This is a genomic window from Actinacidiphila glaucinigra (assembly GCF_035918135.1).
In the GTDB taxonomy this organism is placed as follows: Bacteria; Actinomycetota; Actinomycetes; order Streptomycetales; family Streptomycetaceae; genus Actinacidiphila; species Actinacidiphila glaucinigra.
The window spans coordinates 105,434-120,811 of record NZ_CP109145.1 but is presented as its reverse complement, the minus strand read 5'-3'; the positions used below and the strand labels follow the sequence as shown (position 1 = coordinate 120,811).

The following is a 15,378-nucleotide window of genomic DNA, read 5'->3' as shown; positions in this document are numbered from 1 at the left end:
TACGAGAGCCGGGACGGGACCACTCGGGACGTGCCCTTGCAGCCACTTGTACGGGGTAGTGCGATGGATTACGCGGCGGCTGCCCGCTTGGCGTAGGAGCCGGCTTACGCGGTCGGCGAGAACACCAACGGTGTCCCATCCAGTCTCGGCGATCAGTTGTTCGAGCCGGTGATTGGGAGAAAGCTCCGTTGATCGAGCCATGGGCAGCCCTTCAACACGAAGATGCACCAGAGGGTGACGGTGACTTTACAGCGCGTTGCTCATTGGCCTGGGCCGTTTCCGGGAAGCGCCTCGATCGTCCCTGCCGCAGGCGGTCGCTAGGGAGAGGCCGTAGCAGGTTGCACAGGTTGCACAGCCCCCGGCTCTAGCGGCGAGTCAGGCACAACTTCCACCCTCAAAGAGCGGCCGCAGCCACTCGGTTGACGTCCGCTCAGGACGTCGTTACGTCGGTGGGCCTGCCTGCTCTTCGCCTGCCCAAAAGGAGCCTCATGACCGTCATCGTCGGCTTGAACATGAGCCACGACAGCGCCGCGGCGCTCATCGTGGATGGCCAAGTGCGCGGGGCCCTAGCCCTGGAGCGCACCACCGGCGTGAAGCGCGGCGTGGTTGCCCACCACGCCTACCCTGCCGCTATGGCGCGACTGATCGACAGCGTCCTCGCCGACCAGGGCCTCGGCCGAGGGGACGTCGATCACTGGGTTGCGACCTCAACCGAGACGCGCAGCCAGAGTGAAGAGAACGGGCTGCTGGAGAGCCTTGGGCTACTCACTGACCCAGCGTCGACGCTGGCGCTACCGCACCCCGGGCACCACCTCGCCCATGCCAGCGCCGCGTTCTACTGCAGCCCAGCGGACCGGCCGGCCGCAGCGCTGGTCATCGACGCCTACGGTTCGCGCATAGGCCCGAAGGTTCGCGAGCAGGAAACCGCCTTCCTCTTCCAGCCAACGGGGGAGCCCCGGCTGCTGTGGCAAACGGTGCGTCCATCGAGCAGGATCGCCGGACGACGCCGGGATGGCGACCTGTGGATCCCGTCCGATCTGTCCGGCATTGGAGAGGTCTACCGGGTCGTCACGCTTGCACTCGGATTCGCCGAGCACGGGTCCACCTACGATGACGCAGGAAAGACGATGGGGCTGGCCAGCTACGGCAAGCCTCTGTCGAAAGAGCCGCTCTTCATCCAGATCGACGGGGACCAGATCCGGTTCGACGGCGCCGCGGACCACCTTGCCAACCTTGGCTTCGCCACCCGCACCACCGACGGCTACCTACTTCGCCCGTCCGGGGGCACCTGCGCGTTCGACCACGGGCACTTCGACCTTGCCGCCCAACTCCAGCAAGAGTTCGAGGCCGCATGCCTGGCGCTGGCCGACCGAACGATGCGCGAGGCCGACACCCGCCGCCTCGTGCTGGCCGGCGGCTGTTTCCTCAACAGCGCCCTGAACACGCGCATCGCCGCAGAGCTGCAACCCGAAGAGCTGTTTGTATTCCCAGCCGCGACTGATGACGGCAATGCCGTCGGCGCGGCCCTGTACGCCGACCGTGTCCTGCTCGGCCGCTCCGCCCCCGCACTCGCCTCGCGGATGACCCACGTCTATCTCGGACCGTCTCAGGTCACCGGCCAACAGGACGCCATTCAGGCTCTCGCGCGGAAGGCCGGGCTGGAGCCGGTGACCCACATCGACGAGCGGAGCGCTGCCGAAGCAGCGGCCGCCGCCGTTTCACGTGGGGAGATCGTCGGCTGGTTCCAGGACCGCGCAGAACTCGGCCCACGAGCCCTGGGAGCCCGCTCGATCCTGTGTCACCCGGGGATTGCCGGGATGAAGGATCGCTTGAACGCCCGCGTCAAATTCCGTGAGGGCTTCCGGCCCTTCGCGGCCTCGGTCCTCCAGGAGCAGGCCCACACGTGGTTCGAGCTGCCGTGCAAAGACAGCCCGTTCATGCTCCTCGTCTGCCCGGTCCGGCCCGAGCATGCCGCGCAGGTGCAGGAGATCACGCACGTCGACGGCACCTGCCGTCTGCAGACCGTGGCTGCGGATCTGCCCGGCGGCTTCCGGCTGGTCATCGAGGAGTTTTCGCGGTTGACCGGTATCCCGATGGTGCTGAACACCTCTTTCAACGTCCGAGGGAAGCCGATCGTCGAAGCCCCCGCGGAGGCGATCGACTGCCTCTTCGGTAGCCAGCTCGACCGGCTGTTCATCGGCACGACCGAAATCCTGGCCCCTGAGCGCCTGGATCTGCGACCAGTCCGTATGCCGGGATCCAACACCACCGGTCTCGCCCCGGAGGAGGCGCTCCTGCTCGACCTGGCCAATGGTGAGCGCCCGCTTCGGGAAGCCGCCGAGCACCTCGGCTGGCAGCCGGACCTGGCGGTCACGATGGCGCTCGACCTCCGCCGGCGGGAGCTGCTGGGCTGGGACGCCATTCCCGTCTACACGGCCCCCGACCTGCCGATGGCGCAGTACGACCCCCATCACGGAGGCTGACGTGGCAGGTATCGACCTTGCCGACCCGGACCTGTTCGCCACTACCGGCGGGTTGGAGGAACTCCGGGCATTGCAGCGCAACTGCCCGATCTACTGGAACTCCGGGGAGCCTAAGGGGTTCTGGGCACTGACACGGTACGCCGACGTCGTCTGGCTGTACCGGAACCGGCGACAGGTCTCCAGCCAGTACGGCATCCACGTCGGACAGTTACACGAGGCCGACCAGCCGGCCCGTGGCCGGATGCTTGTGCAGTCCGACCGCCGTACACACAGTCGGATGAAGGCCGCGCTCAGCCGGGCCATGACACCCCAGGCCCTCGCCTTCGTCGAGGAGCCGCTGGCCGAGACGGCGCGTACGGTCGTCGACGACGCACTCCAGGTCGGAAAGGTTGATTTCACCACGGCCGTGGCCACACGGATGACCCTGACCCTGACCGGCCTGATCCTCGGGATCCCCGCCGCCGACCGCGAGCAGGTCTCCCAGTGGACCGCCGTGGCCTTCGGCTCCAGCTCCGGCCCGCTTCCTGCGACGGAACCCAACCAGCAGGACGTAGCCGAAGCCAACGCTGAGCTGTTCCTCTACTTCCGGCAGCTCCTGCACCGTCCTGGCACTGGTAAGGGAGTACTTGCCCGGCTGCGCGCCGACAGGCAGGAGGATGTCGGCATGGAGCAGATCCTCTACAACGCGCACCTGCTCCTCGCCGGCGGGCACGAGACGACACGGCAAGCCTTGGTAGGCGCGGCCAGCACCTTCATCGCGGCGCCAGATCAGTGGCAGCGGCTGCGCACTCACCGGCACCTGCTACCGGACGCGGTGGAGGAAGTCCTGCGCGTCAGCGCACCCAGCCTGAACGTGATGCGGACTGCGATCGAGGACCTCACCATCGGCGGCACCACCATCCGAGCCGGAGAGCGCATCACAGCCTGGCACCCGATCGCCAACCGTGACCCCGGCATCTTCTCCGCCCCTGACCGGATCGACATCGGACGCCAGCCCAACCACCACCTTTCCTTCGGGATGGGCTCACACCACTGCCTCGGCGCCTGGCTCGCGCGGCTGACCCTCACCTGCCTGCTTGACGCTATGGCGCAGCGTGTGACCCAGCTCCACCCGGCCGGTCCCGGGCGGCGGTCCCGTTCTCTGCGCACCTGGGGCTACGACTACCTGCCCGTCACCCTGCTCGGCTGACCGGCCCTCACACACTGCCGAAAGAGAGCATCATGACCACCTCCGCAACGTCATCGGCTCCGGCCGGGGCCCTGGATGCGGACGAGTTGACGCTGCTACGCGTGGGGGCGCGCGCTGGCGCAGCCGTCGTCCACCTCCAGCTCGCTTTCGTGCCCGACCGCGGACGCCTCGAAGCTGCCTACCGTGCCGCCGCCAAGGATCTGCCCGGGCTGCGCAAGGCACTGACCCTGTGCGAGACCATGCCGGTGTGGCGGTCTCTAAACGAGCCGTCGCCCTTGACCGTCCATGACCTTGGCGATGCGCCCGTGGAACCCCTGACGAAGGTCGGTGCGCTGGCCGCGGCCTGGGGGAGTGAGGTCACCCGGATCCATCCCGACCCCGAGAGACTGTCGCCGGCCGTACGCTTCGGGCTGATCACCGGCCCCGGTGTCGCCGCTCTCTTGCTGGTCCACAACCCGGCCGCACTGACCCTGGGACAGCAGACCCAGGCTCTGGCCGCGGTCCTGCACCGCTACCACCAGCAGGCCCCTGCCGTATCCCATCGGAACGTAGCCGATCTGACCCTGCCGTCCGCAGTGCCACCTGTGGCCGGAACGGAGGTACAGGACGGGGCGCAGCAGCCCCGGTTCTGGATCACCCAGCCCACTCTGCCCGCAGGCGACACGGCCGCACCCTCTCCGGGTGAACCGGTCCAGGCCCGAGTACCGGTCGGCCCCGGCCACTCGCTGGAGTCCTTGATCAGCGCGCACCTCGCGGCGGTGCGTATCGCCACCGGCCGCCCGGCCCCGAACGTCGCCGTCCAACTGAGCAGCCGCCGACGCCTGATCGTGACCAGCGTCCCTGTGCCGCCGACCGAGAGCACCGGCCGCCTCGACGGCGAGCAGCCCGGTGCTGGCCGCGCCCTGCTGGCTGCGGCGGCCTCGGACACCGTCTACGAGATCGCTCGGAGCCTCGGCGTGGTGGACGTCGTGGACACGCAGGTCCTCGTCGACGCACACGGGCCCGCCGCCGACATGGCCGACCCGGAAACCAGCGAGCTCATCCCACTGGGAGGCACCGCGCTTGGACCGGCCACCACCCACCCAGCGGACGCAACGGTGCTGCTGCACCTGATCCACTGCCCCCGCACCGGAAGCACCGAGCTGCAGCTCGTCTCCACGCGCCTGAACCCGGCGCAGATGCGGGCACTGGCCGAGGTTCACCAAACCGCCTTGGCACTGCCGCCCAACTCTGCTGAGCCGCTGGTCCTGACGCGGCCGCACGAGAACCTGACGATGGCCGCCTGGCAGGGGCCGCAGGGAGGCTGGGACCTGCAGACCCCGCTGCACAAGCTCTTACAGGACCAGGCCCGCCGAACCCCCGACCACGTCGCCGTCCAGGACCCGGACCAGCAGTTGACGTTCCGCGACCTGGACGAACGCGCTACCCGAGTCGCGGCCCGGCTCGCCCAGCTCGGCATAGGCCCCGAGGCGATCGTCGCAGTCCGGGCTCGCCGGAACGCGGACCAACTGGTGGCCTTCGTCGCGGTCATGAAGGCCGGCGCGGCTTACCTCCCGCTGGACCCGCTCGCACCGGAGAGCCGGACCGTGCACATGCTGCATGACGCGAAGGTCACCCTGGTTCTCAGCGACGCCACCTACGCCGCCAGTACCCCAGAAGGCCCGTGGACGGCCTTGGAAATCCGGGATCTGACCAGCGGCGACACCGAGCCCGACACGCCGACGGAGTTTCCGGAAGTCACTGGTGACGACCTGGCCTATGTCATCTACACCTCTGGGTCCACCGGTCTGCCCAAGGGCGTCGAGGTGCCACACCGCGGCCTGGTGAACTACCTGCACTGGTGCGTCGAGCAGTACATCGGCGAGCGCACCGGCGGCGGTGCGGTGTTCTCCAGCGTCGCCTACGACATGGTCGTTCCGAACCTGTACGCGCCACTGCTCGCCGGGCAGCGCGTTCTGATGATCCCGGAGAGAGCCGACCTCTTCCAGATCACCGAGGCGCTGGCGCAGAACGCTCCGTTCGCGTTCTTGAAACTGACTCCCGGACAGCTCGACGCGCTGGCCGAGCTCCTCACCGCGGACCAGGCCAAGGCACTGACCGGCATGCTGGCGGTGGGCGCGGACGCGTTCACGACCCGCACCCTGGCCCACTGGCGCGACCGGGAACCGACCAGGCACGCACAGATCCTGAACGAATACGGGCCCACCGAAGCGTCCGTCGGCAACAGCGTCCACATGATCGACGACACCGTCGATCTCGGCGTTGAGCTCGTCCCCATCGGCCGCCCGATCGCCAACACCACCATGTACGTCCTCGACGGGGACCATCAGCCGGTTCCCGTCGGTGTCCCCGGCGAGTTGTACATCGGCGGCGCCTGCGTGGTCCGCGGCTACCGCGGTCGGCCAGAGCTGACCGTCGAGAGGTTCCTGTCCGACCCGTTCGCAGTCGACCCGGCTGCCCGGATGTACCGCACCGGCGACATCGGCCGCTGGCAGCCCGGAGGAAGCATTGAGTTCCTGGGTCGCCGGGACCAGCAGGTGAAGATCCGCGGATATCGAGTCGAACCCGCCGAGGTCGAGGCCGCACTGACCAGCCACCCGCAGGTCACTGAGGCCATCGTCACGGCGGTCGGCAGCCGCCGCGAACTTCTGGCCTTGGCGGGCTACTACGTCGCCACCGCGCCGGTCGACAGCGGACAGATGCGCCGGCACCTGGCCATATGGCTGCCCGACCACCTGGTCCCCACTCACCTGATCCCCATCCCCGCCGTCCCACTCAACGCCAACGGCAAGGTCGACCGCTCAGCGCTCCCGGCACCCGGTAACGCCAGGCACCAAGCCACCGAACAGGCTGCTATGGACAACGCCATCGGCCGGCAGGTGACCGATGCCCTGGGCCTGAAGCCGACCGCCGACGCACCGAGCGAGTTGCCCAGCACGCTGGCCTGGACGACCGGTGCCGCCCTCTTGCTCGCCCGCACCCTCTCCCTGCCCACCCGAGTCGCTCTGAATGCCGTCGACCGGTCGCCGCGTCTGGGGGAGCTGTGCGTTCACGCAGCCGAGGCGCACCAACTCCACCACCCGGCCGCGTCGACAGCACCGGAAGGGGAGGTGAACTGATGCCCGCCCAGCCCGTCAACCGGGACCGGCTCCTGCGCCGTATCACGGAGCTCGCCCAGATCGGCAGGTCTGAGAGTGGCGGTGTGACCCGCCCCGGCTTCAGCCCCGCGGACCTCGAAGCCCGCCGCTACATGGTCCACGAAGCCGAGAACTCCGGTCTCCCCGCCGCCGTGGATGCTGCCGGGAATCTGTGGCTCGGGCCGCGCCCGCGCCCCGGCACGACCACGCTGGTTCTCGGCTCGCATCTGGACACCGTCGTCGACGCCGGTCCGCTGGATGGGGTCTACGGGGTGGCCTCCGCCCTGGAAGCCGTGGAGAACCTCACTTCCCTGAGCCTCGCGCACCCGGTCACAGCGGTCGCCTTCGCCAACGAGGAAGGGGCGCTGCACCCACAGCCGTTCTGGGGATCGCTGGCCGCCAGTGGGCAGTTGCCCACGCCCGCCGCAGCGCCCACCGCCTATGACGGCACCCTCCTGCGGGACGCGATGGCCCGGGCCGGCGGCAATCTCGACGCCATTGACCAGGCCCGCCTGGACCCGCATCAGCTCCTGGCCTACCTCGAACTGCACATCGAGCAGGGCCCGGTACTGGAACGCGAGCGCATCCCCATCGGCATCGTCGACGCCATCGTGGGACGTGTCCAACTGGAAGTCGAGCTCATGGGCGCGGCCGCCCACGCCGGCACCACCCCGATGCCCGGCCGCTCCGACGCGCTCACTGCCGCCGCGGAGATCGTCCTCGCTGTCGAAGGTCTGCCCGCCACCGGCTGGTGCCAGGTGTCCACAGTCGGCCGACTCGAGGCCGCGCCCAACTCACCGAACACCATCGCGGGCCTCGTGCGCCTGACCGTCGATGTGCGCGATGCCGATGAAGCGCAGCTGCACCAGGCGGCCGATGAGGCCGTGCGCCGAATCGAGAGCATCGCGCAGCGCCGCACGGTGAAGGCATCGTGTACCCGAGCCGCATCCTCCAAGCCAGTGCTCACCGACGCGGCCCTGCGCCGGTCGATCGCCGCGGCGGCCGCCCGGCGCGCGGTGCCGACGCTGCCCCTCACCAGCGGAGCCGGGCACGACGCTCAGATGATGGCGGCCATCACCCCTGTCGCGATGATCTTCGTGCCCAGCCTCGGTGGTGTCAGTCATGTCCCGCACGAGGACACCAGCCCCGATGACCTGGTCTTGGGCGCACAGATGCTCCAGGACACCGCGCTCGCGCTCACCTCACGCCCGGGGAGCCTCCCATGACCATCCCGCGTACCCTCACCGCACCAACATCCGTCCCGCTCGCCACCTGGACCAGCCAGCACGCAGGCCAGGTAGAGCAGACGCTCGCCGCCACCGGCGCGGTCCTGCTGCGCGGGTTCACCGTGAGCGGCCCGCAGGAGTTCCGGCACGCCGTCCGCCCCTTCCTCGGCGACCTCCTGCCCTACGTCCACGGCGCCTCCCCGCGCACGCCCGTCACCGACGGCGTCTACACCAGCACCGAATGGGACAGCACCCAGGACATTCCGCCGCACCACGAGCTCGCTTACAGCCCGTTGTGGCCGGCCCGGATCGCGTTCTACTGCGCGCAGCCGCCGGCCCTCGGGCATGGTGGACAAACCCCGCTCGTCGACGGGCGAACCGTCTTCGCCCGCGCCACCGCCTCTGCGGGCCAGATCCCCGACCAGGTCACCTACATCCGGCACCAGACAGGCGCAGACGGGCCGGGCATCAGCTGGCGGCAGTCGTTCGGCACCGACGACAAGGACGAGGTCAGCCGCTACTGCGCCGAGCACGGCATCGACCACGCCTGGCTGCCCGACGACACCCTGCGCACCGCCCAGACCCTGCCGACCGCGATCCACCACCCGGTCACCGGCGAGCCGGTGTGGTTCAACCAGATGCACCTGTGGCACGCCTCCCACGGCGGGCCCGACCGCGAGGAGCTGTGGCGCGACCTGTTCGGCGACCAGATGCCGATGCACGCGCGCACCGGCGTCGGCGCGGAGATCCCCGCTGAGCTGCTCACCCTGACCCGCACCGTCTTGCGCGAGGAGACCCACCAGTTCGACTGGCAGCTCGGCGATGTCCTGCTGCTGGACAACATGCTGACCGCCCACGGCCGCCGCGCCTTCCACGGCGAGCGCACCATCCTGGTCGCGATGGGCGGGCCGGTCACCGTCTCCGACGTCAAGGCGGTGACGTTCCATGCCTGACCGGGCCCCCGCCGACCTGATCGCCGCGTTGCAGATCGTCGCCTGCGCCCAGCCCGATGCCTCCGCGCTGCGGTTGCCCGGCGACCAACTGACCTACCGCCATCTGACCGACCGCATCCACGAACACACCGATACACTGCGCCGGCAGGGCTTGGCCCCAGGTGCCCTGGTCGGCGTGGACGTCGCACGGTCCGTGCCCGCGCTCCTGGATCTGCTGGCCGTCATGGCTTGCGGGTGCGCCTACCTCCCGCTCGACCCCGCGCACGACCCGGAACAGATCACCGACCGGGCCAAGCCGCACTTCCTCCTCCACGACGCCACCCTCGTCCCGTTCTCGCCCGACGAGGCCCCGGTCACCGACGGCATCGCCTACGTCATGCCGACATCCGGTACCGCCGCGGCCTCGAAACTGGTGGAAGTCCCACACCAAGCGGTCTTGCACAACCTCGCAGCCCTGAACCAGCTCACCGAGATCACCCCCGAGGACGACTGCCTGCTCCTGGCACCCCTCAGCTTCTCCTCCTCGGTCCGGCAACTGTTCCTGCCCCTGCTCTACGGCGCGTGCGTCGTCGTCGCCGACGAGACACAGCGCCAGGACCCCGACGCCCTGCTCGCGCTCATCACCACCGAGCACGTCACCAGCCTCGACACTGTCCCGTCTCTTCTTGCCTTGCTGGCCGACACCCAGACGCCGGCCGCGCTCGCTGCCACGGGCCTGCGCCGGATCATGGCTGCCAGCGAACCCATCCCCGCCGCCCTCGCCCGGCGCTGGACCACGCTGCTGCCCGAGTCGCGGTTCTTCGCGATGTACGGGCTGACCGAGACTGCTGGCATCGTCGCCGCCCATCTGGTGACCACGTCGGCCCTGCCGGCAGACGGCTACCTCCCGATCGGCGCCCCGCTGCCCGGCACCCACGTCGCGCTCCACCCGCAGCAGGAGGAGCCCGGCGATGGACGAAGCGAGGTGCTGGCCGTGTCCGGCCCCGGCCTGGCACGCGGCTACCGCTATCAGCAGGGCGAACAGGACACCCGGTTCGTGACCCGGGAGGGCCGCCGCTGGCATCTCACCGGCGACCTCGCTCGCGTCGACGAGGCCGGCCGGATCGTGCTGACCGGCCGCGCCGACCGCCAGGTCAAGGTGGCCGGGAAACTAGTCGACCTGAACGCGGTCGAGACAGCTCTGCGTACCCACCCGGCCGTTCTGGAAGCCGTCGCAGTCCCGCTCACCGCCCCCAACCAGGACCCGCGCATTCACGTCGCCGTCCAGCTGCGTCCCGGACACCTGATCGACGACAGCGCCCACCCGCTGCGCCACGTCGACGCGCAACTGCGCGTCCTCGAGGCCAACCCGCCCGAAACCACTCACATGCACGAGGAGATCTACCAGCACCGCGTGTACGAACGGCACGGCATCGTCGTACCGAGTGACGCCACGGTCATCGATGCCGGGGCCAACATCGGGTTGTTCTCCCTATCCCTGGCCCAGCGTGCCGCCCGGGTCATCGCCTTCGAACCATGCCCGCCCACCTACCAGTTGTGCGCTGCGAACCTGCAGATGAACTCGGCCGCCACCGTGCAGCTCCTCGAAGCGGCCCTTGGCAGCCACACCGGGACCGCCGAGATCACCTGGTACCCGGGGGCGACCGGGCTGTCCACCCTCCACCCCGACCCCGTCGCCGATGCCGACACCTTGCACGCCATCGCCCGCCGCGAAATCGAGACGGGCGCCGTGGACGACGCCGAAGCCTGGCACGAGCAAGCCACCGACATCATCGAGGGGAAGCTGCGCGGTCACCTGTTCCCCTGCCGGGTCCTGCGTCTGTCCGACGTGCTCGACACGGCCGGGGTGAACGACGTCGACCTGCTGAAGATCGACGTGCAGAAGGCCGAGGCCGACGTCCTCGCCGGCATCGACGAGCGCCACTGGCCGGGCATCCACCAGATCGTCGCCGAGGTCCACGACATCGACGGCCGGCTCGCTGACCTCGTACACCAGCTCCACACCCGCGGCTTCCACACGGTCACCGAAGCCGACCCCATGTCACAGGGCGCCGGCCTGCACTACCTGTACGCTCGCCGCCCCGGCTACGCCAGAAGCCCCGCCTCACCGGCTGCCACCCCGGGCACGGTCCGAGAGACCGTCCTCATCGACGAGCGCGACCTGCTCGCCTGGGTGAACAGCCGCCTGCCGCACACCCATCGCCCAGCCGCCGTCACCGGGCTGGCCCGGATGCCGCGCACCGCCAGCGGAAAGCCCGACCGCCGGGCGGTGGCACGTCTGCTCGCCTCCTCTCCCGCTTCCGGACAGAGCGCGGCCGGTCACCACAACGCCGACGAACCGCAGTTCCAGGCAGTTGCCGCCCTGTGGTCCGAGATCCTCGGCCGCCCGGTTGCCCCGGGGCAGCACTTCTTCCTCAGCGGCGGCACCTCTCTGTCCGCGGCCCGTGTCGTCAATCGGCTGCGCCGCAGCGGGCACCCGCAGCTGAGCGTGCGCGCCCTGTTCGACCACCCCGTCCTCGACGCGTTCTGCGCCGCGCTCACCCGTTCCCAGGAGGACACCGCCCCATGACGGCCTCAGCCACCAGCCCGCCGCATACCAGGAGCCGCCCTCTCACCGCCGGCCAGCAAGGCATGCTGCTGCAGACCGCCGCGAGCGGACCGGTCGCCCTCAACGTGCCGACCGCCGTACACCTGTCAGGAGTTCTTGACGTACCCGCTCTCCAGCTTGCCCTGGACTGCATCGTCGAGCGGCACGACGTGCTGCGCACCACCTTTCCCGCCACCGATCCGTCATCGCTCGAACCGAACCGACTGCCCGCGCAGCTGGTCCACCCGGCGAGCCCGGTGCCGCTGCCCGTGGTCGACCTCGAGCCTGTCCCACCCGCCGAGAGACCCGCAGCGGCCCGCAGCATCATCGAAGCCGAGGCCGCGCGCCCCTTCGACGTCGCCAGCGAGCCCGGATTCAAAGTCATGCTGCTGCGCCTGAGAGCTGACGAACACGTGCTGTTCTGGCTGATGAGCCACCTGGTGTGCGATGGCTGGTCGAAGTCCGTATTCGCCCGGGAACTGTCCGCTCTCTACACCGCCCACATCACCGGAACCACCGCAGACATCCCGAAACTGTCCGTGAACTTCGGCGACTACGTAACCGAGACCCGAGACCTGCCGCGCAACGCCACGGATCTGGCCTACTGGCGCGAGCAACTGCGCGGCGTCGCAGACCAGCCCCCGTTACTGGCGGCCGAGGAGACCGACGATCCGCCGGGCAGCGCCCGAGAGATCCAGATCCCGTCCGTCGGCGTGTCCCACAGTCAGCTGCTCGGGCTCGCCCAACGCACCGGCTCCACCGAGTTCATCGTGCTGCACGCGGCCTTCGCCGCTGCCATGTGCACCCTCCTGGGCCGTCAGGACCTGATCGTCAACACACCGCGAGGCGACCGTCCCACAGCCGACTTCGAGAACCTCGTCGGATTCTTCGTCAACGTCCTGCCGATCCGCAGCCGCATCGACCCCACCACCACCATCACCGCCCTGATCAGGCAAGTCCGCGAAGAGGTCATCGACGCGCTCGACCACGCAGACGCACCCATCGCCGAGATCGCCGCGCAACTCGCCATCGACCATGCCGGCCGTATCGGCCCGCTGACCCACATCTCCTTCGCCTACGACAATCTCCCCGCCGCCGACCTCAGCCTCCACGCCCTCAGCGCGACGCCCTGGCCCATCGAGCGCGCCGACACCAGGTACCCGTTCGAGCTGCACCTGCGGCCCAGCAACCAGATGATCGCGTGCCGGGCCACCTACCGAGCCGATCAGCTCACCGCCGCCACGGCACACCGCCTCCTCGACCATTTCCAGACCGTCCTCACCACGGTGCTCAGCGAACCGGATACCACCATCAACCAGCTTCCGAGCCCCGCCCTCCCCCACAGCCGACAGCCCGCCAGCCAGGTGGTGTCGGACAACCTCACTCCCACCGAGAAGCGCCTGGCAGGGGTGTGGACCGAACTGCTGGGCACCGACGACATCAGCGCCGACAGCCACTTCTTCAACATCGGAGGAAGCTCCCTGCTCGCGGCGCTCTTGGTCGCAGCCATCAGGGAGACCTTCACCGCGCAGATCCACCCCCGCGACCTCTACCAGGCACCCACCCTGCGAACCCTCGCGGCCCTCATCGACAACCACACCGCACCGGCGACGCCGGGCCAGCGCTGACGAAGGGAACACCGTGACCACCACCGGAAAGACCACCACCGCCCACCCGCGCCTGACCCGCTACCTTGACGGCTACCAGCGGGTTATCGGCGCCGACGTCCCGGTCAGCGTCGCGGAGCTCCTCCCCACCCTCGACCGCCTGACCTTGCACGACGAACCGTTCCCGTTCGCCACCATCGACGACTTCCTACCCGAGGACCTCTACCGCAGCGTCCTGGCGAACTGGCCCTCGCAGTCCGGCTTCGACCCAGTTGCCCGCTTCGTGGAAGGCCAGCCCAAGGGCTACCTCGGCACCCGCAAGGAACGCATCATCGAGAACTTCGCGGGCAGCGACGCGCCGATGGCCACCGCAACGTGGAACCGGACCCGCCTGGCGCTGCGCCACCCCGAATTCGTCCAGTCGCTGTTCGAGCGATTCGCCGGCCCCCTGGAGGAACACCTGGGCCTGGACCGACTTCAGGACCGGGACCAGCCCAACTTCAAGCTCTACGCCAACCAGGACACCGGCGCCACCGAGGCGCTCGGCGCGCACCTGGACGCCGCACCGAAGCTCCTGACGATCGTGGTCTACCTCCAGCTTGAGGGCGCCACCGACGAGACCAGCGTCAACCGCTACGGGACCGCACTGTACGAGTGCCGCGCCGGGGAACAAGAGTTTTTGAACTTCAGCTCCAACGCCGCGCACCGCATGGCCCACCAGGTGCAGTTCGCCCCGAACCGGGCGTTCATCATGCCCAACTCGCCCGTCTCGCTCCACGGCGTCGCCGGCAGCCAGGACGGCGTCCTGCGCAAGACCTTGATGACCGGCTACTGGGCCAACAGGCGGTGATCCCATCGGCGGCTCTGGGGCCGCCGCTCGCGGCACCCCGGGCATCTGCCGGAGCAAACCACTGCCTACCAGCGCGGGAGCGAGGACCCAGGTGACACAGCAACGCACACTCTCAGCTCCGCAGCAGGCCATCCTCGAAGCCGGCACCATCAATCCGGACCCCGCTGCCTACACCATGGTCAACGCGATCATTGTCGATGCTGTCCCAGCGAAGTCGCTGCGGCAAGCCGCGACTGACACCGCCGCCCGGCACGATGCCCTGCACTGGACCCTCGACCTCGACGACCGCTACCGAATCAGCGCCAGCGCGGGGCCCAGTCCGGCGCTTGTACCCGCCGAAGAGACCGACCTGCGCTCCTTCGCCCCTGCCAGCGCCATCGCGACGGTCGAAGCATGGATGGCCACCCAGCGGGGCGCCGCGTACGACCTCTGGGGCAACGGCCCCCGCCTCGGATTCCACCTCTTCCGCCTCCCCGACACCCCCGCCGGCCCCAGCACAGTCTGCGCCCTGACGACACATCACTTGTACACCGATGAGCATTCACTCCAACTGCTGTGGACCGAGGTCGTTCGCCGCGCCAGTAGCCCGCCAATCTCGACCCCCAACAGCCCCGACCTGCGCTACAGCCGCTGGGCCGAGGCCAGCACCAGTCCCGCCGCGTCCACCAGCGCGCGCACGGCCGCCGAAGCCGTCGCACAGCGCTGCGAAGGGCACGAAACCCGCCCCTACAGCGAGTATCTCGAGCAACCGCCGGCCCCCGACGCCTACGGCCAACAGGTCCGCGCCCTTGGCCCCGTGGACACCGCGAAGGTGTCCGCGCGGCTGAGCGTCGGCCCAGCCGCGGTCTACGTCGCAGCCGTCGCCCAAGCCGTGTCCGAGCAAACCGGGCACGGACGCATCGTGCTGCACATGCCGATGAGCCTGCGACGGACAGCCGCTGAGGCTGGCATCGTCGGCTGCTTCGTCGCCTCCGCACTCCTGCCCATTCGTGTCGAACCCTCCGGCGACCGCCTCGTTCAGCACTGCCAACATGCTCTCGACTTCGCCTCCCAGCACGCCCACGCTCGAGCGGGACTGCTCAGCCGCTCCGTCAGACGGCCGCAGATCTCCCTGGCCATCGAACAACCAGACAGGGCCCGCAGACTGGGACCGGTGATCTGGAGCCGACTTGCCGCACCGAACGCGGGACCGAAACACCCGCTGAGCCTGCAACTGTCTGCCTCGGCTACCGGCCCAGGACGCCTTCGGGCGTCCTGGACACCCACCACCCTTACTCATGAGCAGGCCAGTGATCTGCTGGAACGTGCCACGGACCACCTGAACCGCCTGACTGCGAAGGGATGAG

General features: G+C 69.3%; 9 protein-coding genes. All 9 read left to right on the top strand.

Annotated elements, in window-relative coordinates:
- Window positions 1-488 precede the first annotated feature (488 nt).
- The gene (locus tag OIE69_RS43775; RefSeq protein ID WP_326581692.1) at window positions 489-2,483 is read left to right on the top strand and encodes a carbamoyltransferase C-terminal domain-containing protein; all 1,995 of its coding nucleotides are present in this window, start codon (window positions 489-491) and stop codon (window positions 2,481-2,483) included.
- A 1-nt stretch (window position 2,484) separates the two neighbouring features.
- A complete protein-coding gene (locus OIE69_RS43770; protein ID WP_326581691.1) occupies window positions 2,485-3,672 on the top strand; it encodes a cytochrome P450 in 1,188 nt (395 codons plus the stop codon).
- Window positions 3,673-3,704: 32 nt separating this feature from the next.
- Window positions 3,705-6,791, top strand: coding sequence for an amino acid adenylation domain-containing protein (locus OIE69_RS43765; protein ID WP_326581690.1), 3,087 nt, complete (start codon window positions 3,705-3,707; stop codon window positions 6,789-6,791).
- Complete coding sequence (locus OIE69_RS43760; protein ID WP_326581689.1) at window positions 6,791-8,035, top strand: Zn-dependent hydrolase; 1,245 nt, start codon at window positions 6,791-6,793, stop codon at window positions 8,033-8,035. The genes OIE69_RS43765 and OIE69_RS43760 overlap by 1 nt, the downstream gene beginning before the upstream one ends.
- The gene (locus tag OIE69_RS43755) at window positions 8,032-8,988 is read left to right on the top strand and encodes a TauD/TfdA family dioxygenase (protein WP_326581688.1); all 957 of its coding nucleotides are present in this window, start codon (window positions 8,032-8,034) and stop codon (window positions 8,986-8,988) included. The genes OIE69_RS43760 and OIE69_RS43755 overlap by 4 nt, the downstream gene beginning before the upstream one ends.
- Window positions 8,981-11,557: an FkbM family methyltransferase gene (locus OIE69_RS43750; protein ID WP_326581687.1), complete on the top strand. Its 2,577-nt coding sequence runs from the start codon at window positions 8,981-8,983 to the stop codon at window positions 11,555-11,557. The genes OIE69_RS43755 and OIE69_RS43750 overlap by 8 nt, the downstream gene beginning before the upstream one ends.
- Window positions 11,554-13,203, top strand: coding sequence for a condensation domain-containing protein (locus OIE69_RS43745; protein ID WP_326581686.1), 1,650 nt, complete (start codon window positions 11,554-11,556; stop codon window positions 13,201-13,203). Before OIE69_RS43750 ends, OIE69_RS43745 begins: the two co-directional genes overlap by 4 nt.
- A gap of 13 nt (window positions 13,204-13,216) precedes the next feature.
- Complete coding sequence (locus tag OIE69_RS43740; RefSeq protein ID WP_326581685.1) at window positions 13,217-14,032, top strand: hypothetical protein; 816 nt, start codon at window positions 13,217-13,219, stop codon at window positions 14,030-14,032.
- 91 nt (window positions 14,033-14,123) lie between these two features.
- Window positions 14,124-15,377 (top strand): condensation domain-containing protein, encoded by a 1,254-nt coding sequence (locus tag OIE69_RS43735; RefSeq protein WP_326581684.1) that lies wholly within the window; start codon window positions 14,124-14,126, stop codon window positions 15,375-15,377.
- Window position 15,378 lies beyond the last annotated feature (1 nt).

Excerpts from the sequence above, each read along its gene's own strand:
- OIE69_RS43775 (WP_326581692.1), top strand. The coding sequence starts at position 489 with ATGACCGTCATCGTCGGCTTGAACATGAGCCACGACAGCGCCGCGGCG.
- OIE69_RS43765 (WP_326581690.1), top strand. The coding sequence starts at position 3,705 with ATGACCACCTCCGCAACGTCATCGGCTCCGGCCGGGGCCCTGGATGCG.
- OIE69_RS43760 (WP_326581689.1), top strand. The coding sequence starts at position 6,791 with ATGCCCGCCCAGCCCGTCAACCGGGACCGGCTCCTGCGCCGTATCACG.
- OIE69_RS43755 (WP_326581688.1), top strand. The coding sequence starts at position 8,032 with ATGACCATCCCGCGTACCCTCACCGCACCAACATCCGTCCCGCTCGCC.
- OIE69_RS43750 (WP_326581687.1), top strand. The coding sequence starts at position 8,981 with ATGCCTGACCGGGCCCCCGCCGACCTGATCGCCGCGTTGCAGATCGTC.
- OIE69_RS43745 (WP_326581686.1), top strand. The coding sequence starts at position 11,554 with ATGACGGCCTCAGCCACCAGCCCGCCGCATACCAGGAGCCGCCCTCTC.